The following is a 17,695-nucleotide window of genomic DNA, read 5'->3' on the forward strand; positions in this document are numbered from 1 at the left end:
CTCGCGGAGACTGGCACCGCGCTGGTCGCCCCAACCGCCCCGTGCCGGCCTCACCTCCGCTCCTTGAACACCAGTCGGCGCTGCGCCATATAGCTGGCCACGTAGATGGCCCCGTCGCCGAGAACCTTGGCGATCCCCAGCGGAATCCCGACCGCCGTGAGCGCCTTGAGCGCCAGGTAGCTGGCCGCCAGCAGGCTCACCGCCAGGACCGTGTAGCGCACTGCCGTGCGCACCACTGTCCCGCGCCGCGCCCGGAAGACGCGGCGATTCATGAAGAAGTTCGCCGTCCCGGACACCAACCGCGCCCCCACGACCGCCGCCAGCAGGCTGCCCGTCATCGCGAAGATGACCATGACACCCAGCCAGTCGATCCCGAAGCTCGCCAGCGACGCCCCCATGAACCGCAGCAGCGGAGCGTAGATCCGCGCCGAGTCCTGTACCGGCCGGAAGTGGGAGGAGGTGTTGCCCGGCTCGTAGACCGTGGTGATCTCCACCTGCTCCACCGCCATCCCCAGCTCGTGGGCGCGCAGCAGCGCGGAGAGCTCGTACTCGTAGCGGTCCCCGGGAACCTCCTGCAGCCACGCCAGCTGCCCGGCGGGGTAGCCGCGCAGACCCGTCTGGGTGTCGCCCAGCCTCCAGCCGGTCGCGCCCCGGAACAGCAGGGCAGTCACGTCGTTACCGATCCGGCTGCGCAGCGGCACCGGCCCGGTGAAGCGCCGCACCCCCAGGGTCATGCGCCCGGTCTCCCGCACCCGCGCGGCTACGGCCTCAATGTCCGACGGCGTGTGCTGCCCGTCGGCGTCGGCGCACACCACGTCCGCGTCGGGCCAGGTGGCGGCCGCGTGAGCCAGGCCCGTGCGCAGCGCCTGACCCTTGCCCTGGTTGACCGGAGAGCTGACGACCTCGGCGCCCCGGGCGCGGGCGGCGGAGAAGAAGGACGCGTACTGCGGCCCCGAGCCGTCGTCGACGACCAGCACCGCGCAGTCCCGGCGCGCCCCGCGCAGACGGGCCACGAGCACGGCCAGGCGCTCATCGGGCTTGTAGGCCGGGATGAGGACCACGAGCGTCACCGCCGCCCGGGGACGGCGCTCGCCCCCGGCCCGCGTTGTTGTCTCGTTGCCCACGAACCGGTTGCCCGCCGTCCGGTTGGCCGTGGTCCGGTTCGCGGGGACGATGACCCGCGGCAGGATGCGCGGCGAGATCTGAAGGGCTGTGTCGGTGCCGCTCATCTCAGGCTCCGTTCGCGATGTAGAGGATGTCGGAGGTGTCTCGCTCGCCCCCGTTGGAGGGCTGGTTGAGGATCGAGCCGTTGAAGTACATGGCTGACGAGCCGCCGCCGTCGATGTTGTAGGCGCAGGCGCACCCCAGGTCGGCCATGATCTGGGCGAGCTCGGTCATGGTCACGCCGCGCGAGTAGCCCTCGTTGCGGCCGTCGACGACGACGAGCTTGAGGTGGTTCGTCTCCACCCACCCCACGGCGGTACGCGGCTGCTTGCCCTGGATGGAGTGGTTGCCGACGTTGGTGTCCACCTCGACCTGGTCGATACCGGAGAGCACCTTGGAATCGTTGACCAGCGCCGGCCCGAAGGACAGCGTGTTCCACACGCCTGCGTCCAGAAGCGTCTGGGCCTTGGTAGTGGTCTCGTCGTAGACCTCCACGCGCCCGTCGCTGTAGAAGGCCATGCCGTCGCGCGTGCCGCTGTCGCGGTAGATGACGCCGTTGCGGATGAGGATGCCGTCGCTGCGGAAGCCGTAGTAGTCGCCGTTGATGGCCAGGACGGCGTCGTGCTCAGAGGCCATCGTGGTGGGCTTGGCGACGATGTTGGTGCCGTAGGAGTTGTTGGCGAAGGCGCTGCGCAGGTCGGCGGCGTTGGTGAGCTTGACGTCGGCCACGTAGTAGGTGACGGTGTCGTTGCCCGAACCGGTGGAGACCTGCTCAATCTTGATGCTCGTATTCGATGAGGAGTAGGAGTTGTCGCCGACCGTCACGTTCGTGGCCGGGGTCGCCGAGGAGCCGGCCGCGTTCTGCGCCTTGGCCTCCAGCGCGGTGACGTCGCCGACCTCCACGTGGTCGATGACGAAGCGGTTGAGCGCCCAGGCGCTGGTGCCGGTGGCGGCCAGACCCAGGACGGCGGCGCCGCCCAGGAGGAAGCGGCGGCGCGGGTGCTTGCTGGACTTCGAGGAGCGGTCGCGCCGGCCGGAGTCGTGGTCCTGGCCGGACTGGGGTGACTCGGGCGGGCTGAGGGTGTCGGAGCTGTGCATGACTCAACCGTGTCGGCCCCGCGTATGCCAGGCGTAGGTTGACCTTGTGGGTCTCCTGTGAAGCCGCAGCTGTTGGAACGAGGCTGAGAACGCCGGCGCGTCAGGTGCCAATACTTCCGGAGGGTGAGAGTCCTGCGCAGAGACGGTTCCTGAAATCCTTCGATGGGGCCTGGCCTGTGCCTACAGTGATGGGGGAGCGGGTAGCCGGTGCCCGCCGTGAGAATCTGCGAAGAAGGGGGCGGTCGTGTTGTCTGGACGGACTCTGCGCATCCTCCGCATTGTGGCTGTGGTGCTCAACGTGATGGTGGCCGTTGTCTCCTTCCGGCGGGGAGACACCTCGGCCATGGTTATCGCCATCGCTCTTGCCGTGCTCTTCCTGATCCAGGTGATCCGCCCGACCTTCGGCAGCCGGAGCGCCGAGCGCGACGACCGTACGCCCCCGAGCTCATGAGCGCCGTCGAGCTTGCGGCGTCGTGGGTGAGTGGCCGGCGCTGGCCAGCTCGGCCTGCGGCGACTTGTCGCGAGCGGCACCTGTGCCAACCTCTACATACCTCCCGTAAAATTTGTGCAACCTTACTAAAAATAGATGCCATCCCTTGTCAAATTAACTGAGGTAGCCCTAAGGTCCTAGGTGCTTCGTATTCGCCCTCGCCTCACCGAAGGACTCTTATGCGCCGTCGTACCCTGCTCATGGCCCTCCCACTGACCGCCGTCCTCGCCAGCTGCGGAGTCGCCTCCCGCGCCGGCAAGGGCTCCAGCGCCGGCGCCTCCGCGGGCGCCTCCGGTGGCGGCTTCGAGGTCACCGACGTCGTCGGCCGTAAGGTCACCTTCAGCGCCCAGCCCAAGAGGATCGTCCTGAGCGAGTCCCGACACGTCTACTCCCTGGCCTTCCTCAACAAGACCAACCCCATCGACAAGGTGGTCGCCTGGGGCGAGGACCTCCAGAAGGCCGCCCCCGACTTCTACGAGAAGGTCCTCTCCGTGGCCCCCAAGGCCGCCGACCTGCCGAAGATCGGCAACATCGCCAAGGACGGCCTGCCCATCGAGACCCTGGTGAGCCACAAGCCCGACGTCTTCATCATGACCCTGGACGCCTACAACTCCGCCAAGGAGAAGGGCTACCTCGAGAAGCTGGACGGCCAGAAGATCACCTACGTCGTCACCGACTTCCGCCGCGACCCGGTGAAGAACACCGTCCCCTCGGTCACCCTCATGGGCGCCGTCTTCGACAAGCGTAAGGAGGCCGAGGACTTCGTCGCCTTCTACAAGAAGCAGGTCGACCCCATTGTGGCCAAGGCGAAGTCCCTGAGCTCCAAGCCCAGCACCTTCCTGTGGCGCGGCCCGGGCGTCAACGACCCCGGCGCCACCTACTCCACCGCGAACCTCGGTGCGATCGTCACCGCCACCGGCGGCACCAACATCGCCGACAGCCTCCTGTCCGGGGAGGAGGGCGTGCTCACCCCCGAGCAGGTCATCGCCTCCAACCCCAAGAACATCATCGCCACCGGCGGCGAGTGGCAGCAGCAGAAGATCAAGGACACCGCCCAGACCAGCTACGTCCACCTCGGCTACAAGGCAGACGAGGCCTCCGCCAAGGCCAGCCTGGAGCAGCTGAAGAATCAGCCCGGCTACGACCAGATTCAGGCCTTCACCGACCGGCACGTCTACGGCATCTACCACCAGTTCTACGACGCCCCCTACAACTTCATCGCCTACCTCACCTTCGCCAAGTGGCAGAACCCCGAGGCCTTCTCCGACATCGACCCCGCCAAGGTCTGGAAGGACTTCCACGAGCAGCACATGCCCTGGAAGGCCGAGGGCGTCTTCTTCGCCGCCATCTGATGGGGGACCCCAACGTCACGGCTCCTTCCGACGACGTCGCAGCGCACCAGTCCGATACCGGCCGGGTACCGGACGGTGCGGCGTCGACGACGAAGGCCGACGGGCCGGCCGATGCGCCCACCGACACGGCGGCGTCGGCCTACGCCTCCTACCGCCGTCGAACCGCGCGGCGAGTCGCGATGCTCCTGGGGCTGGCCACCCTGCTCCTGACCGTCTTCCTCGTGGCCCTCATGGTGGGGCCCCTGGGGTTCAGCCCGGCCCAGGTGCTCGGAGCCCTCTTCGACGCCGACTACGACCCGTGGGTCGCCAACATCGTCATCAACCTGCGCCTGCCGCCGGCGCTGCTCGCGGTCCTGGTCGGCGGGGCACTGTCCCTGGCCGGCGTCCAGATGCAGACGATCCTCGACAACCCGCTGGCCGAGCCCTTCACCCTGGGCATCTCGGCGGCCTCGGCCCTGGGGGCGGCGCTGGCCATCGTCACGGGCCTCGTGCTGCCGGTGGCCACCGGCGCCACCCTGCCGATCGTGGCGATGACGGCGGGCCTGGCGGCCTCCCTCACCATCGCGATGGTCTCCAGGCTGCCGTCGGTGACCAAGGAGATGACGATCCTGCTGGGCATCGCTCTGGTCTTCAGCTGTCAGGCGCTTCTGGCGCTCGTGCAGTACCGGGCCTCCACCGAGAGCCTTCAGCAGATCGTGTTCTGGTCGATGGGTTCCCTCATGCGTGCCACCTGGCCGGCCGTGGGCACTGTCTCGGCGGCCCTGCTCGTGGCCACGCCCGTCTTCTGGGTCAACGGCTGGCGGCTGACCGCCATCACCCTGGGGGAGGCGCGCGCCGCAGCCATGGGCATCAACGTGGCGCGCCTGCGCGCGTGGACCCTGGTCGGCGTCTCGTTGCTGGCCGCCCTGTCCGTGGCCTTCGTCGGGATCATCGGGTTCGTGGGACTCGTGGGGCCGCACATGGCCCGTGGCCTGGTGGGGGAGGACCAGCGCTTCCTCGTGCCCGCCTCCATCCTGTGCGGCGCCACCCTGCTGACCGCCGCCCACACCGCCAGCCAGCTCATCGTGCCGGGTGTCGCCGTCCCCGTCGGCATCCTGACCGCCCTGGTGGGTGTGCCGGTGTTCCTCACCATCATCTTCGGACGTCAGCGCTCGGCGGTCAGGAGCGGTTCATGAGCCTCATCCTGAACGACCTCACCTTCTCCTACGGCAGGCGGGCCGTCCTGAAGGGTGTCGACGCCACCTGGGAGACCGGCCAGACGGTCGGGCTGCTCGGTCCCAACGGCGCAGGCAAGTCCACTCTGGTCACCTGCGTGGCCCAGCTGCGTCGTCACCTGGGGGAGGTGAGCTTCGCCGGGCGCCGGGGCCACGACCTGCGCGGCACGATCGGCTACATGCCGCAGGGACTGCCCGGCGACGCCGCCCTGACCGCCCTGGAGTCGGTGCTCACCGCCTCGCGGCGCGGCATGACCTGGCACACGAGCCGGGCCGATATCGACCTGGCCTGGAGCGCCCTGGACGAGCTCGGGGTGGCCGAGCTGGCCGACCGCCCACTGGGCCAGCTCTCCGGCGGGCAGCGCCAGCTCGTCGCCCTGGCCCAGACACTCGTGCGCGAGCCCGGACTCATCCTGCTCGACGAGCCCACCTCCGCCCTCGACCTGCGCCGCCAGGTCTCGGTGCTCTCCCACGTGCGCCGGATCTGTCACCGGGACACCGGGCGCCTCGCCGTCGTCGCCCTGCACGACCTCAACCTGGCGGCCCGCTTCTGCGACCGCCTCGCCATCCTCGCCGGCGGGACGATCCGCGCCGAGGGGCCGCCCGCCGAGGTGCTCCAGCCCGACATCCTCGCCGAGGTCTACGGGCTGCGGGTACGGATCGTGCCCGACGGCGACCACGTCATGGTCGCCCCCGAGGCCGAGCAGGGGGCTTGAGCCGGGGCCTGGCGCCGTCAGGCGCTCCGGCCTCGAATGAAGGGGATGATCCGGAGAACGATCCAGCCGAGCGCCAAGTGACCAAGGCTGGCTCCGGCCACGCCGAAGAGAACGGCGTCGGCCCCCCATATCGCACAGACGGTGCCGAGGACGAGCCCCAGCCAGAGAACGACGGCTGCGGCGGACCACAGGCTGAGGAATCGATGGGTCCGGATGAAGGAACGCAGTATTCGCCCGCTACGGCTGGTGAATGCGCGCCGAAACGCCCGAATGCGTGAGTTGGCCGACTGATACGTGGGGATCACCGCCAGGATCAGCGGCAGAAGAAGGAGATTGCCGGGCAGGTTCATGGACCTGACGAGCGGCAGGAACAGCAGCGTCAGGATCGTGGCCCCCCACAACCCGAGGCACGCGCTGCTGGTGAGCTTCATGAGGAAGGCGTCGACCATGAGACGTGACGTCTCATAGTCGGAGGTCTGGGTCGTGTACGCGGCGAGCGCCTTGGCGGCGTCGTGGTGGTTTCCGCGCTCATCGAGCATCCAGGACCGCAGGAGGAGGGCGTCGTCGAACATGGGGTCGAGTGCGAGCGTCTCCTGCAGGGCGGTCTCCGCCGCCTGCGGGTCGGTCTCCATCTGCGCCACTGCCAGAATCATGTGGTTGTCAGCTGAACCCGGTGAGAGCCTGGCCGCCTCACGGGCATAAAACAGCGCCTCCTCCGTGCGCCCCATCCTGATCAGCGCTATGGACATGAGGGAGAGCAGTGCATCATCCTCGGGGGCCAGCTGCAGGGCCGTCCTCAGAGAGGGCTCCGCCTCCGGAGCGCGGTCCTGGGCGATCAGGGCCTCAGCCAGAAGCCGGTGGGCGTCAGGATCATTCGGTTGCACCGCCAGGGCCTTGCGGGCCGCGGCCTCGGCGTCCCCGAAGCGGTCCACACTGTTGTGGGCGAGCGCCATGACCTTGTACGTGATGCTGGCATTGTCCGGGTAGCCGGCGAGCAGGTGAGCGAGGATCTGCATGGCCCGCTCGTACTGACCGACTTCGATGAGCCAACCGGCCCGAGTGACCTCCTGGCTGTACTGGTCCTCGCTCATAACATGCGGTGCCGCTTCATCCACTCGCGCAGATCCGCATACTCTCCGGAGGAATCGGCGTACTCGATGACGGTGCGAGCGGTCTCGAACCAGGGGCCGGTCGAGGGGCGGACCTCCTGGATGGCCGCGTACATGTCCTGCATGTTCATCAACCGAGGCCGGCCGGTGCGCACCGAGTCGATGAGCGCCTTCTCCGCAGCGGAGTCGCACACGTGCGACAGGTCCGCTCCGGTCAGCCCCTCGGTCATGCGCGCCAGGACCTGCAGGTCGATGCCCTCCACGGGACGCTCGCGCAAGTGCGTGTGCAGAATGGTGGCGCGCGCCGGCTCATCCGGCGGCAGGACGAGCAGGGTCCGGTCCAGCCGCCCCGGCCGGCGCAGCGCCGGATCGATGTCCCAGGGGGTGTTGGTGGCGGCCAGGATGTAGACGCCATCATTGTCGTTACCGATGCCGTCGAGCTCTTCGAGGAGCTGGTTGACGACACTGCGCATACCTGAGTTGCGTGTGAGTGAGCGCTTGATTCCGAGAGCGTCGATCTCGTCGAGGAAGAGGACGCAGGGAGCGTGGTTGCGTGCCTTCTGGAAGATCCTGTGGAGGTTGTTCTCGGAGATGCCCATGTAATGGTCGAGGATGTCAGTGAGCGTCACCGACAAGAACCCAGCACCCATCTCGCCGGCGATGGCGCGGGCGATGAAGGTCTTCCCCGTTCCGGGCGGACCGTATAGGAGCAGGCCGCCGCGCAGGCTCTTGCCGTAGAGCCGGCGCAGCTCGGGATTGCGCATCGGGGCCAGGAAGGAGGCCTCGAGCCGGTTCTTGACCTCGACCATGCCGCCGACGTCGGCCAGGCAGATATCGGCCCGCTCCACCTCCCAGTCCCCCGGGAGGCTGTAGTTGTCGTTACTGACCAGGTGCGACTCGGAGAGAGCCGGGTCGGAGCCGGAGGACTTCTCGGAGGACTCTGAGGACACGAAAGGGGCGGCGGGTCCGCCGTCGAAGTCCTTCTCGGCCCGCTGCCAGTCGAAGTCCTTGAAGTCGTCCGATGCTGTCGAGTCCTTGGGGGCAGGAGCCTCGGGAGAGCTGGGGGCGGACGGGGCGGCGACCTGGGTGGGAATTGGTGAGTCGTGTGGAGCGGCGACTGGTGACGCTGCGCTGGGCGCCGGCTCTGCCGGCTGCCCCACGGGTGGTTGCGCGGCCTGCAGCGAGAGTGCCCTGGCCATGATGGTGCGGGCACGCTCATCGGTGGGGGCGTACTGAAGGGCGACTGCGCAGTGGGTGACTGCTTCAGCGTTGCGGTCGGTCTGGACGAGGAGCTCGGCCAGGTGGGTGCGCAGCCGGACGTCGTCGGGAGTGGCTTCTACGGCACGCGTCAGGGATTCAATCAGGGGATCGGTCACCCGGCCAGTCTAGAACCGGGAAGGGTGACAGGTATTGGCGTCACTGTGCGGAACGATCCGGCCACGCCGTGCACCGCGTCACGCATGGGCGCACTGACGCCTCGGTCGGAACTCTCCGTACTCTCAGGGCATGACAGCTTCGCCGGCCACTCCGTCCGACCACGGGCTGAGGACGACCTTCCCCGCCACGCTCCTCATCGCCCTGGCCGCGCTCGCGGCCGTCGCACCTCTGGCCACCGACGCCTACCTGCCGGCCTTCGCCCAGATGGCCGATGATCTGGGTGTCTCCGCCTCCAGCGTTCAGCTGACGATGACCACGTTCCTCGTGGGCATCGCGCTCGGCCAGCTGGGCATCGGGGTCCTGTCCGACCGCGTCGGCCGGCGTCCCCTGCTGCTGTGGGGCAGTGTGCTCGCCCTGGCCGCCAGCATCGGCGCCGCCCTGTCCCCGAGCCTGCCCGTTCTCCTCATCGCTCGCTTCTTCCAGGGGCTCGGGGGAGCGGCCGGGATGGTCCTGGGGCGGGCAGTCATCTCCGACCGCTCCCGTGGGATCACCGCCGCCCGGGCCCTCAGCGTCGTCATGGCGATTCAGGGGATCGCCCCGGTGGTGGCGCCGATTCTCGGGGGCGTGCTCGTCGAGCCCATCGGGTGGCGCGGCATCCTGGGAGTCGTGGCCGCCTTCACCGGGCTGCTCGTGGTCATGGTCCTTCTCTGGGTGCCCGAGTCCCTGCCCGCCGATCGGCGTCACGACGGCGGCCTGCGGATGCTGCTCGACGGCACCCGCGAGCTGGCCCGCGACCATGTCCTCGTGCGTCTGCTGTTCATTAATGCCCTGTCCTTCGGGCTGCTCATGGCTTACCTGTCTGCGGCTCCTTTCGTCCTGCGCAACGTGCTGGGCATGGGGACGGTGGCCTATACAGCGGTCTTCGGGCTGTGCGGGGCGACGGTCACGGTGACGATTGCTGTGGCGGCGTCGCTCGTGCGCCGCTTCTCCCAGGCCCGCCAGGTGAGGGTCGGACTTGTTGCGGGGCTGGTCGTCGATACGGTCTTCGCGGGGGTCTGCCTCATGTGGCTGCGCGAGCCGGTGACCGGGCCGGAGCGGATGCCGCTGCTGGTGGCGGTCGTGGCCCTCTTCCTGGCGCACGTGGCCTGCCTGGGACTGTCGATGGGCAACGCCCCTGCGCTCGCGCTCGACCGCACGGGTCGGTGGGCGGGAACCGGTTCCGCGCTGCTCGGTTTTCTGCAGTTCGTCGTCGGTGGGCTCGTCAGCCCGCTGGTGGGGCTGACCGGTGAGGCCAGCGGTGTGGCCTTCGGCGTCGTCATCGTGGCCGTCGGTGCCGTCGCCAATGTCCTGGCGGTCTTCGGCCTGCGCGAGCGGGGCGAGAAGCAACGCCTGGCCGCTCAGGTGACCGAGCGCCGACAGCAGCGCCTGGGCCAGTGACGGCTCTGGCCGGCAGCGTGTACTCAGGAGGCTGAGCGCAGCCGCGTCGTCGGAAGAGACAGCTCGATGGCACCGATGAGGTCCACGGACTTGGCGACGCTGGTGGCCGACAGGTCCTCCATCGCCCTGGCGACGATGACGCGGTCCCGGTGGATCTCGCGGATCCTGACCCGGATCCAGCTCGCCTCGCCCGTCTGCGGATCGTCCTCCTCAAGGAGCCAGTCCTCCGCCAGAAGCCGCAGGCCGATCGCGTCCAGGACCACCTCGGCCTCATCGAGCTCCATGGCCTCACCGCGCCGGGCCCACAGCCGGTCATACGGGATGAACCGGCCGTCCGCACTCATCTCGATATAGCCCACGTGCTCGCCGTCCTCGCGGCGCAGATGATCGAAGACGTCCTCGGGATCGGGCAGGCCTTCCGGTGGTGGGGCACTCATGCGTGCCAGGTTATCGGGCTGGTGAACGCCGCCATGTCAGCGCAGGCCTGTCGCTTCCGATGTGGCCTGATCTGCCTCACGCCACGAGTGGCTGATAGCGCTGGCGGGCGGCTTCACCGGAGGTTCCGACCATATTTCCGATGGCTGCCCAGGACATCCCAGCATCCCGAGCGCCTCTGATGGCATCAAGGACATGCCGTTCGGCCTGGGCCTGTTCAGCAACCGCGTCTCGCAAGGCCGCTAACGCGGCCACGTCGACCTCATCGGCTGCGACTGGCTCGTAGCTCTCGAATCGAGCGGCCAGCTCGTCGGCATGCGCCAGGATCTCGTCAACAGTACGGGGCATCGTCATCACCTCAGAAACTTCTCTCGGGCACGCATGGCGTGGACGATGACGATTGCTGTGATGCCTTGAATGTAGCCAATCTCGAGAACAAGGGCAGCCCGGTTGGCTCCCAGGAGCATGGTGAAACCATCTCCCATATCCCAGGCTCGGATGGGGTGGTGATAGGCGTGAAGGATGTCGGCCTCGCTCAGGCCGTGCTTCAGCGCCGATCTGGCAATGATCGGATCGTCCACAAATCCAAGGTAACTTGTGATGCGTTGTTCGGTCGAGGGGTGTGGTCCCGGGGCGGCGCTGGTGGTTGTCGCAGATGCCTTGGCTGACATCGGCGTGGAGCGGGGCACTCATGCATGCCAGGTTATCGGGCTGGTGAACGCCGCCATGTCAGCGCAGGCCTGTTGCTTCTGCGGGCTGGTGTCACGATTGGCGACTATTCGGGGTGGTGCGGCATCGGTCGGCAACCTCGCAGAGGTGACTTGGGGGCGTCTGTGCTGGTCAGGGCTGGTTGCGGGGAGGGGGAGTGTGGCGGGGTGAGGCTGGTGGGCTCTGAAAAGTCGCCAATCGTGACACGTCGGTGGTGCGTGGGGCTGGGTGGACTGATCGAGAACGTACTTTCGCGCCGAGGACTGCGTTCTCCCACAGAACTCTCGGGTGGGGCCTCAGTCATCTGTGGGAATGCGCAGTCCTCGGCGCGTATCGCAGTCCCCGTATGTGGCTGGGATGCGCCGCCTGACGCGGCCGGAACCGTCCGTCACCCTGTCGCGGCCAGGGCGCTTCGTGAGGCAAGTGGCTCGCGCTGTGCTCGCATGGCAGACCTGTGTCACAGGTCACTGTCAGCTCCGGGAATGGACTGCAACCCACCAAGGTTGAGCCAGTCAGACTCAAGGTTGTATGCAGTCAAGTTGACAGAGCCTGACTCAATCACAATCCTGAGTGCATACGACTCAACCTGAAGGCGCCGGAACCTCCGGCCCTCACCTCGAACATCAACTGACAACACCTCAGCAACCACAAGGAGCACATCACATGGCACGCGCTGTCGGTATCGACCTGGGTACCACCAACTCTGCTATCGCCGTCCTCGAGGGTGGCGAGCCCACCATCATCCCGAACGCCGAGGGCGGTCGCACCACCCCCTCCGTCGTCGCCTTCTCCAAGTCCGGCGAGATTCTCGTCGGCGAGATCGCCAAGCGTCAGGCGGTCACCAACGTCGACCGCACCATCTCCTCGGTCAAGCGCCACATGGGCACCGACTGGTCCGTGGAGATCGATGACAAGAAGTACACCGCCCAGGAGATCAGCGCCCGCATCCTGGCCAAGCTCAAGGCCGATGCCGAGGCCTACCTGGGTGAGCCCGTCACCAACGCGGTCATCACCGTCCCGGCCTACTTCAACGACGCCGAGCGCCAGGCCACCAAGGAGGCCGGCACCATCGCGGGCCTGACCGTGGACCGCATCGTCAACGAGCCCACCGCCGCGGCCCTGGCCTACGGCCTGGACAAGGGCAAGGAGGACGAGCTCATCCTCGTCTTCGACCTCGGTGGCGGTACCTTCGACGTCTCCCTGCTCGAGGTCGGCAAGGACGACGACGGCTTCTCCACCATCCAGGTGCGCGCCACCAACGGTGACAACCGTCTGGGCGGTGACGACTGGGACGCCCGCATCGTCGACTGGCTGGTCAAGCAGGTCAAGAGCAAGGACGGCGTGGACCTGTCCAAGGACAAGATCGCCATGCAGCGTCTCAAGGACGCCGCCGAGCAGGCCAAGAAGGAGCTGTCCTCGGCGACCTCCACGAACATCAACCTGCAGTACCTCTCCATGAGCGAGTCCGGCCCCATCCACCTCGATGAGAAGCTCACCCGCTCCAACTTCCAGGAGATGACCGCGGACCTGCTCGAGCGCACCAAGATCCCCTTCCACAACGTCATCAAGGACGCCGGGGTCAAGGTCTCCGACATCGACCACGTGGTCCTCGTGGGCGGCTCCACCCGCATGCCCGCCGTCGCCGACGTGGTGCGCGAGCTGACCGGCAAGGACCCCAACAAGGGCGTCAACCCCGATGAGGTCGTCGCCGTCGGCGCGGCCCTCCAGGCCGGCGTCATCCAGGGTGACCGCAGCGACGTCCTGCTCATTGACGTCACGCCGCTGTCCCTGGGCATCGAGACCAAGGGCGGGGTCATGACCAAGCTCATCGAGCGCAACACGGCCATCCCGACCAAGCGCTCCGAGGTCTTCTCCACCGCCGAGGACAACCAGCCCTCCGTGCTCATCCAGGTCTACCAGGGCGAGCGCGAGTTCGCCCGGGACAACAAGCCGCTGGGCACCTTCGAGCTGACCGGCATCGCCCCGGCCCCCCGCGGCGTGCCCCAGATCGAGGTCTCCTTCGACATCGACGCCAACGGCATCGTCCACGTCTCGGCCAAGGACCGCGGCACCGGCAAGGAGCAGTCCATGACCATCTCCGGCGGCTCCGCCCTGCCCAAGGAGGACATCGACCGCATGGTCAAGGAGGCCGAGGCCCACGCCGAGGAGGACAAGAAGCGCCGCGAGGACGCCGAGACCCGCAACTCCGCCGAGCAGCAGGCCTACTCCATCGAGAAGCTCCTCAAGGACAACAAGGACAAGCTGCCCGAGGACGTCCACTCCGAGGTCTCCGAGGCCGTCGCCGACCTCAAGAAGGCCCTCGAGGGTGACGACATCGAGCCGGTCAAGACCGCTCAGGAGAAGCTGAACTCGGTGGCCCAGAAGGTCGGCGAGGCCCTCTACCAGGCCGACGCCGCCGCCCAGGCCGCGGGCGATGCCTCCGCCTCCTCGGCCGGCTCCACGTCCTCCGACGACGAGGACATCGTGGACGCCGAGATCGTCGACGACGAGGACTCCAAGTGACCTCGGCCGGCCCCACCCCCGAGAACGAGGGCGTCGACCCCGAGCTCCAGGCGGCCGTCGAGTCGGCCTTCGAGGAAGTGCCCGACGACGTCCGTGAAGGACTCGCCCAGGGCTCGCCCGAGGGCGCGGCCGGCCAGGCCGACGCCGCCTCCGATGAGGCGGCGGAGGACCCCCTGGCCCAGGCGCAGGCCCAGGCCGCTCAGGCGGCCGACGACCTGGCCCGGGCCCGGGCGGACCTCTACAACCTCCAGCAGGAGTACCAGGGGTTCGTGCGCCGCTCCCGTGAGGGCGCGGCCTCCCACCGGGACGCTGGTGCCGCCGGCGTCGTTGAGGCCCTCATCCCGGTCCTCGACGAGATCGAGCTGGCCCGCCAGCACGGCGACCTGACCGGCACCTTCGAGACCACGGCCGGCAAGCTCGAGTCGATCCTGGCCGAGAAGTACTCCCTGGAGCGCTTCGGCGCCGTGGGTGAGGTCTTCGACCCCACGCTGCACGAGGCCCTCATGGCCACCGAGTCCAGCGAGGTCACCGAGCCCACCATCGCCGCGGTCCTCCAGCCCGGATACCGCCTGGGTGAGCGCGTCGTGCGCGCCGCCCGCGTCCAGGTCGCCAACCCGGCCTGACACCCACCGCACCACACACCCCGGCCCGACGGCGGACCCGAGCCAGCAGCTCTGGCGGGTCTGAGTCCGCCGTCGGGCCGGCTGGTGCACCAGGGCGCCCCAGGCCCAGGGCCGCGGAGCCGTCCACCCCCACAATCTTCAACTTCAGTAAGGAAAACCCACGATCACCCGGATAAGGAGGCGGTGAGACGACCATGGCCAGTCAAGACTGGATGACCAAGGACTTCTACGCGGTCCTCGGCGTGAGTAAGGACGCCGACGCCGCCGCGATCAAGAAGGCCTATCGCACACTCGCAAAGAAGTACCACCCCGACCGCAACCCCGACGACGCCGCAGCGGCCGAGAAGTTCAAGGAGATCGGAGAGGCCTACGCGGTCCTGTCCGACGAGGCCGAGCGCAAGCAGTACGACGCGATCCGCTCGATGGCCGGAGGCGGCGCCCGCTTCCAGGCCGGTGGCCCGGGAGGGACCGGCGGCGCCGGCTTCGAGGACATCTTCTCCTCCATGTTCGGCGGCCAGGGCGGCGGAGTCCGCTTCGAGACCGCCGGCGGCGCCGGCGAGCCCGACCTTGACGACCTGCTGCGCATGTTCGGCGGTACCCCCAGCCCGACCCGCTCCGGTGGGCGCTCCGGCCCCTTCGGCTTCGGTGGCTTCGGAGGCTTCGGCTCCCAGCCCCAGCCGCAGAAGGGCTCCGACGTCCTGACCTCGGCGACGCTGGACCTGCGCGACGCCGTCGCCGGTACCACCGTGGAGCTGACCGCGGACGGGCGCACCATGAAGGTCCGCATCCCGGCCGGTGTGCGCGACGGCCAGAAGATCCGCCTGCGCGGCAAGGGCCGAGCCGGCCTGAACGGCGGCGAGAACGGCGACATGGTGGTGACCATCGCCATCAAGAAGCATCCCGTGTACTCGGTCGACCCGGTCGACGGAGCCAACCTGCGCATGGACCTGCCGGTCACGCTGCGTGAGGCCGCCCTGGGGGCCACCGTCGAGGTCCCGTTGCTCGACGGCGGCACCTCCAAGATCAAGATCAAGCCCGGCACCTCCTCGGGCACCGTCATGCGCCTGCGCGGCAAGGGCGCCACCACCAGGAAGAAGACCGGCGACCTGCTAGTGACCATCCAGGTGGCTGTGCCCAAGAAGCTCTCCAAGGCCGCCAAGCAGGCCCTCGAGGCCTTCGATGAGGCCATGGGTGACACCGACCCGCGGGCCACCCTCATGGAGGAGGCGGCGACATGAGCCGGCACCGGGCCGGGCAGGGCCTGGGGCACCTGGCCGACGACGCCGCCGAGCGCGCGGTCTACGTGGTCTCGGTGGCGGCCGACCTCGCCGGGATGCACCCCCAGACCCTGCGCCAGTACGACCGGCTCGGGCTGGTCAGCCCCGCCCGGACCCGCGGGCGGGGTCGGCGCTACTCCCACCGCGACGTCGAGCGCCTGCGTCGCATCCAGTCCCTGTCCCAGGAGGGCATCAACCTCGAGGGCATCCGCCGCATCCTTGCCCTGGAGGCCCGCGTGGAGGAGCTGGAGGCTGACAACGCCCGCATGCGCAGCCGCGAGGCCGTCGTCCAGCGGATCTTCGCGGCGGCGGCCGACGGCGAGGTCCAGGTCGTCGCCCCCGGGCGCCAGGGCCGTGGACCCGCCGCGCGCCACCCCGAGGCGGGGCGCGCACGCGCCGCCGGTACAGCGGGAGGCGCGAGCACTGCGCTCGTGCCCGTGCGCCGGTGGTACTGACCGACACGCATTGGCACTGACTGGGACTGACGAGCGCTGACGAGCGCCGGCGGGCAATGATGAGCGCCGGCGCGTCCTGGACGCGGCACTGAGACGCCAGCTCTGATGCAGCACTGAACAGCCCATCGGCCGCTGCGGCGGAACAGGCGGCCGGCCCCCGCACATCATTCTCCGGGTGGATACAGCCGGTCTTCAACCACCCGTAAGGTTCCGCTCATGCGGATGACGACCTCCTTCACCGGTTCGCGGGGCGTGCGATACCCCGCCCCCGACGTGGCCCGTGGCTTCATGCTCCTGCTCATCGCGGTCGCCAATGTTCCGTCGTGGAACAAGATGCCGAACGGGGCCGAGCCTCCGGTCTCCTCCGTTGACGGCTGGTGGATGTTCGTCCGCACGCTGGTGGTGGATCACCGGGCCTACCCGCTGTTTGCGATGCTCTTCGGCTTCGGGCTCATGACCATGATTAACCGGCGCATCGCCTCCGGGACCCAGACCTACCTCACCTCCCTTCCCGGCGCGCCGGAGGGCCGCGAGCCGATGCCGCACGAGGCGGCCTGGGCCCGCGAGATGGCCACCATTGACGCCTACCGCCTGGTACGTCGCCGCGGCTGGTGGATGCTCCTGATCGGATTCGTCCACGGCCTCGTCTTCCTCGGCGACATCATCGGCGCCTATGGGCTGGTCGCCGTCCTCCTGGCCAACCTGCTGGCCCGCAAGAACTACTCGGTGCTCTACCTCATCGCGGGCATCATCTCCGTGCTGGCCCTGGTGACGTATCTGGCCTCAGGGACCCTGTCGGGCGGCGACACCCTGACGGCCTCCGGGGAGCAGTCGGTCTCGCTGACAGTGGCGCTGCTCTGGGTCGTCACCAATGCCCTGCAGTGGGCCGTGGTGCTGGTCGTGCAGGTGCTCATCGCCCTCATCGTCCCGGCCGCGGTGATCGGTGCCCGCCTGGCCGACACTGACCTCCTCACCCATCCGGAGCGGCACCGTCGTCTGCTGATCTGCGTGGGCCTGGGCGGTCTGGCGCTGGGGGCGCTCGCGGCGTTCCACGGCGCGCTGACGCTCGCGACGACGGCGCAGCTCTGGCCGTGGGACTTCGCCATGACGGAGTTCTTCGGCCTGGCCGGTGCCTGCGGCTGGCTGGCGCTGCTGGCCCTGTATGCCGGTGGGCCCAGGCCGGATGGCCGGCTGACGGGCCTGCGCCGGCTGGCTTCCGCCGTCGGCCGCCGTTCCATGACCGTGTACCTGAGCCAGACGATCCTGTTCGGCATCATCTTCGGCGTCGTTCCACTCCTGGTGACGGGCAGGCGCCTGTGGATGGGGCAGGCCGCGGCCGCCCTCGTCGCCCTGGGTGTCTGGCTGGTGAGCGTGGTCCTGTGCGCCGTCCTGGAGCGCGGTGGTCATGCCGGCCCCTTCGAGACCCTGCTGCGCACGGCCGTCGCCCGCAGCGAGCGCAGGAGGCCGACGCCGCCGCCCCCGCCCGCCGTCTGGCCCGGGATGCAGGCGGGACCGTGGCCGATGATGCAGATGGGGACCCACCCGGGAGCGCCGGTGCCGATGCAGCCGGGCATGTCGCCAGTGGCTCACCCGGGAGTCCAGCCGGGGGCGCCGGTCCAGCCGGGCATGCCGCCTGCACCGCAGCCGGGACCGCAGCCGGCCCCTTGAGCCAACCCGCCCCGGGTCCGTCCGCCGGAAGAATGGTCGGACGGCAGGC

At 68.7% G+C, this 17,695-nt stretch carries 17 protein-coding genes; 10 read left to right on the plus strand and 7 right to left on the minus strand.

Annotation, left to right across the window (positions count from 1 at the left end; genetic code table 11):
- Positions 1 to 50 precede the first annotated feature (50 nt).
- Both FK267_RS02295 and FK267_RS02300 read right to left on the minus strand, forming a co-directional pair.
- On the minus strand, positions 51 to 1,229 hold the full coding sequence (locus FK267_RS02295; RefSeq protein WP_141406093.1) for a bifunctional glycosyltransferase family 2/GtrA family protein: 1,179 nt from the start codon (positions 1,227 to 1,229) through the stop codon (positions 51 to 53).
- 1 nt (position 1,230) lies between these two features.
- Positions 1,231 to 2,262, minus strand: a complete 1,032-nt coding sequence (locus FK267_RS02300) for a phosphodiester glycosidase family protein (RefSeq protein WP_141406095.1) — start codon at positions 2,260 to 2,262, stop codon at positions 1,231 to 1,233.
- A 280-nt stretch (positions 2,263 to 2,542) separates the two neighbouring features.
- Between FK267_RS02300 and FK267_RS02305 the strand changes: the two genes are divergently transcribed.
- The 4 genes from FK267_RS02305 (at position 2,543) to FK267_RS02320 (ending at position 6,034) form a co-directional block, all read left to right on the plus strand.
- Positions 2,543 to 2,713: a hypothetical protein gene (locus tag FK267_RS02305; RefSeq protein WP_232622490.1), complete on the plus strand. Its 171-nt coding sequence runs from the start codon at positions 2,543 to 2,545 to the stop codon at positions 2,711 to 2,713.
- Between the two features lie 218 nt (positions 2,714 to 2,931).
- Positions 2,932 to 4,104, plus strand: a complete 1,173-nt coding sequence (locus tag FK267_RS02310; RefSeq protein ID WP_141406096.1) for an ABC transporter substrate-binding protein — start codon at positions 2,932 to 2,934, stop codon at positions 4,102 to 4,104.
- Entirely contained in the window at positions 4,104 to 5,279 is a 1,176-nt protein-coding gene (locus tag FK267_RS02315) for a FecCD family ABC transporter permease (protein ID WP_141406098.1), read from the plus strand. The genes FK267_RS02310 and FK267_RS02315 overlap by 1 nt, the downstream gene beginning before the upstream one ends.
- Positions 5,276 to 6,034, plus strand: a complete 759-nt coding sequence (locus FK267_RS02320; RefSeq protein WP_060957173.1) for an ABC transporter ATP-binding protein — start codon at positions 5,276 to 5,278, stop codon at positions 6,032 to 6,034. The genes FK267_RS02315 and FK267_RS02320 overlap by 4 nt, the downstream gene beginning before the upstream one ends.
- A 17-nt stretch (positions 6,035 to 6,051) precedes the next feature.
- Here the strand turns inward: FK267_RS02320 and FK267_RS02325 are convergent, their stop codons facing one another.
- Positions 6,052 to 7,125, minus strand: a complete 1,074-nt coding sequence (locus FK267_RS02325) for a tetratricopeptide repeat protein (RefSeq protein WP_232622491.1) — start codon at positions 7,123 to 7,125, stop codon at positions 6,052 to 6,054.
- A complete protein-coding gene (locus FK267_RS02330) occupies positions 7,122 to 8,519 on the minus strand; it encodes an AAA family ATPase (RefSeq protein ID WP_141406101.1) in 1,398 nt (465 codons plus the stop codon). Before FK267_RS02330 ends, FK267_RS02325 begins: the two co-directional genes overlap by 4 nt.
- A 130-nt stretch (positions 8,520 to 8,649) precedes the next feature.
- On the opposite strand from FK267_RS02330, the gene FK267_RS02335 reads away from it, so the two are divergent.
- The gene (locus FK267_RS02335; protein ID WP_075377861.1) at positions 8,650 to 9,957 is read left to right on the plus strand and encodes a multidrug effflux MFS transporter; all 1,308 of its coding nucleotides are present in this window, start codon (positions 8,650 to 8,652) and stop codon (positions 9,955 to 9,957) included.
- Between the two features lie 23 nt (positions 9,958 to 9,980).
- Here the strand turns inward: FK267_RS02335 and FK267_RS02340 are convergent, their stop codons facing one another.
- The 3 genes from FK267_RS02340 to FK267_RS02350 form a co-directional block, all read right to left on the minus strand.
- On the minus strand, positions 9,981 to 10,394 hold the full coding sequence (locus FK267_RS02340; RefSeq protein ID WP_141406103.1) for a serine/threonine protein phosphatase: 414 nt from the start codon (positions 10,392 to 10,394) through the stop codon (positions 9,981 to 9,983).
- A gap of 76 nt (positions 10,395 to 10,470) precedes the next feature.
- Positions 10,471 to 10,740, minus strand: a complete 270-nt coding sequence (locus tag FK267_RS02345; protein WP_232622492.1) for a hypothetical protein — start codon at positions 10,738 to 10,740, stop codon at positions 10,471 to 10,473.
- A 5-nt stretch (positions 10,741 to 10,745) separates the two neighbouring features.
- Positions 10,746 to 10,973, minus strand: coding sequence for a hypothetical protein (locus FK267_RS02350; RefSeq protein ID WP_009407640.1), 228 nt, complete (start codon positions 10,971 to 10,973; stop codon positions 10,746 to 10,748).
- Between the two features lie 790 nt (positions 10,974 to 11,763).
- Between FK267_RS02350 and dnaK the strand changes: the two genes are divergently transcribed.
- The 5 genes from dnaK to FK267_RS02375 all read left to right on the plus strand — a co-directional run bounded on the left by dnaK (position 11,764) and on the right by FK267_RS02375 (position 17,646).
- Complete coding sequence (gene dnaK / locus FK267_RS02355) at positions 11,764 to 13,623, plus strand: molecular chaperone DnaK (RefSeq protein ID WP_009407705.1); 1,860 nt, start codon at positions 11,764 to 11,766, stop codon at positions 13,621 to 13,623.
- Positions 13,620 to 14,246 carry a nucleotide exchange factor GrpE gene (locus tag FK267_RS02360; RefSeq protein ID WP_075377864.1) on the plus strand — a complete coding sequence of 209 codons (627 nt, stop codon included), beginning with the start codon at positions 13,620 to 13,622 and terminating at the stop codon, positions 14,244 to 14,246. The genes dnaK and FK267_RS02360 overlap by 4 nt, the downstream gene beginning before the upstream one ends.
- 194 nt (positions 14,247 to 14,440) lie before the next feature.
- Positions 14,441 to 15,484: a DnaJ C-terminal domain-containing protein gene (locus FK267_RS02365; protein ID WP_141406105.1), complete on the plus strand. Its 1,044-nt coding sequence runs from the start codon at positions 14,441 to 14,443 to the stop codon at positions 15,482 to 15,484.
- Positions 15,481 to 15,978, plus strand: a complete 498-nt coding sequence (locus tag FK267_RS02370) for a heat shock protein transcriptional repressor HspR (RefSeq protein WP_141406107.1) — start codon at positions 15,481 to 15,483, stop codon at positions 15,976 to 15,978. The genes FK267_RS02365 and FK267_RS02370 overlap by 4 nt, the downstream gene beginning before the upstream one ends.
- A gap of 216 nt (positions 15,979 to 16,194) precedes the next feature.
- Positions 16,195 to 17,646: a DUF418 domain-containing protein gene (locus tag FK267_RS02375; RefSeq protein WP_141406109.1), complete on the plus strand. Its 1,452-nt coding sequence runs from the start codon at positions 16,195 to 16,197 to the stop codon at positions 17,644 to 17,646.
- Positions 17,647 to 17,695 lie beyond the last annotated feature (49 nt).

Origin of the sequence: Actinomyces oris (genome assembly GCF_006546825.1) — a bacterium.
In the GTDB taxonomy this organism is placed as follows: domain Bacteria; phylum Actinomycetota; class Actinomycetes; order Actinomycetales; family Actinomycetaceae; genus Actinomyces; species Actinomyces oris.

What these genes read in the sequence shown, in the direction of transcription:
- FK267_RS02295 (WP_141406093.1), bottom strand. Translation starts at nt 1,229, where the DNA reads ATGAGCGGCACCGACACAGCCCTTCAGATCTCGCCGCGCATCCTGCCG.
- FK267_RS02300 (WP_141406095.1), bottom strand. Translation starts at nt 2,262, where the DNA reads ATGCACAGCTCCGACACCCTCAGCCCGCCCGAGTCACCCCAGTCCGGC.
- FK267_RS02310 (WP_141406096.1), top strand. Translation starts at nt 2,932, where the DNA reads ATGCGCCGTCGTACCCTGCTCATGGCCCTCCCACTGACCGCCGTCCTC.
- FK267_RS02315 (WP_141406098.1), top strand. Translation starts at nt 4,104, where the DNA reads ATGGGGGACCCCAACGTCACGGCTCCTTCCGACGACGTCGCAGCGCAC.
- FK267_RS02320 (WP_060957173.1), top strand. Translation starts at nt 5,276, where the DNA reads ATGAGCCTCATCCTGAACGACCTCACCTTCTCCTACGGCAGGCGGGCC.
- FK267_RS02325 (WP_232622491.1), bottom strand. Translation starts at nt 7,125, where the DNA reads ATGAGCGAGGACCAGTACAGCCAGGAGGTCACTCGGGCCGGTTGGCTC.
- FK267_RS02335 (WP_075377861.1), top strand. Translation starts at nt 8,650, where the DNA reads ATGACAGCTTCGCCGGCCACTCCGTCCGACCACGGGCTGAGGACGACC.
- FK267_RS02340 (WP_141406103.1), bottom strand. Translation starts at nt 10,394, where the DNA reads ATGAGTGCCCCACCACCGGAAGGCCTGCCCGATCCCGAGGACGTCTTC.
- FK267_RS02345 (WP_232622492.1), bottom strand. Translation starts at nt 10,740, where the DNA reads ATGCCCCGTACTGTTGACGAGATCCTGGCGCATGCCGACGAGCTGGCC.
- dnaK (WP_009407705.1), top strand. Translation starts at nt 11,764, where the DNA reads ATGGCACGCGCTGTCGGTATCGACCTGGGTACCACCAACTCTGCTATC.
- FK267_RS02365 (WP_141406105.1), top strand. Translation starts at nt 14,441, where the DNA reads ATGGCCAGTCAAGACTGGATGACCAAGGACTTCTACGCGGTCCTCGGC.
- FK267_RS02370 (WP_141406107.1), top strand. Translation starts at nt 15,481, where the DNA reads ATGAGCCGGCACCGGGCCGGGCAGGGCCTGGGGCACCTGGCCGACGAC.
- FK267_RS02375 (WP_141406109.1), top strand. Translation starts at nt 16,195, where the DNA reads ATGCGGATGACGACCTCCTTCACCGGTTCGCGGGGCGTGCGATACCCC.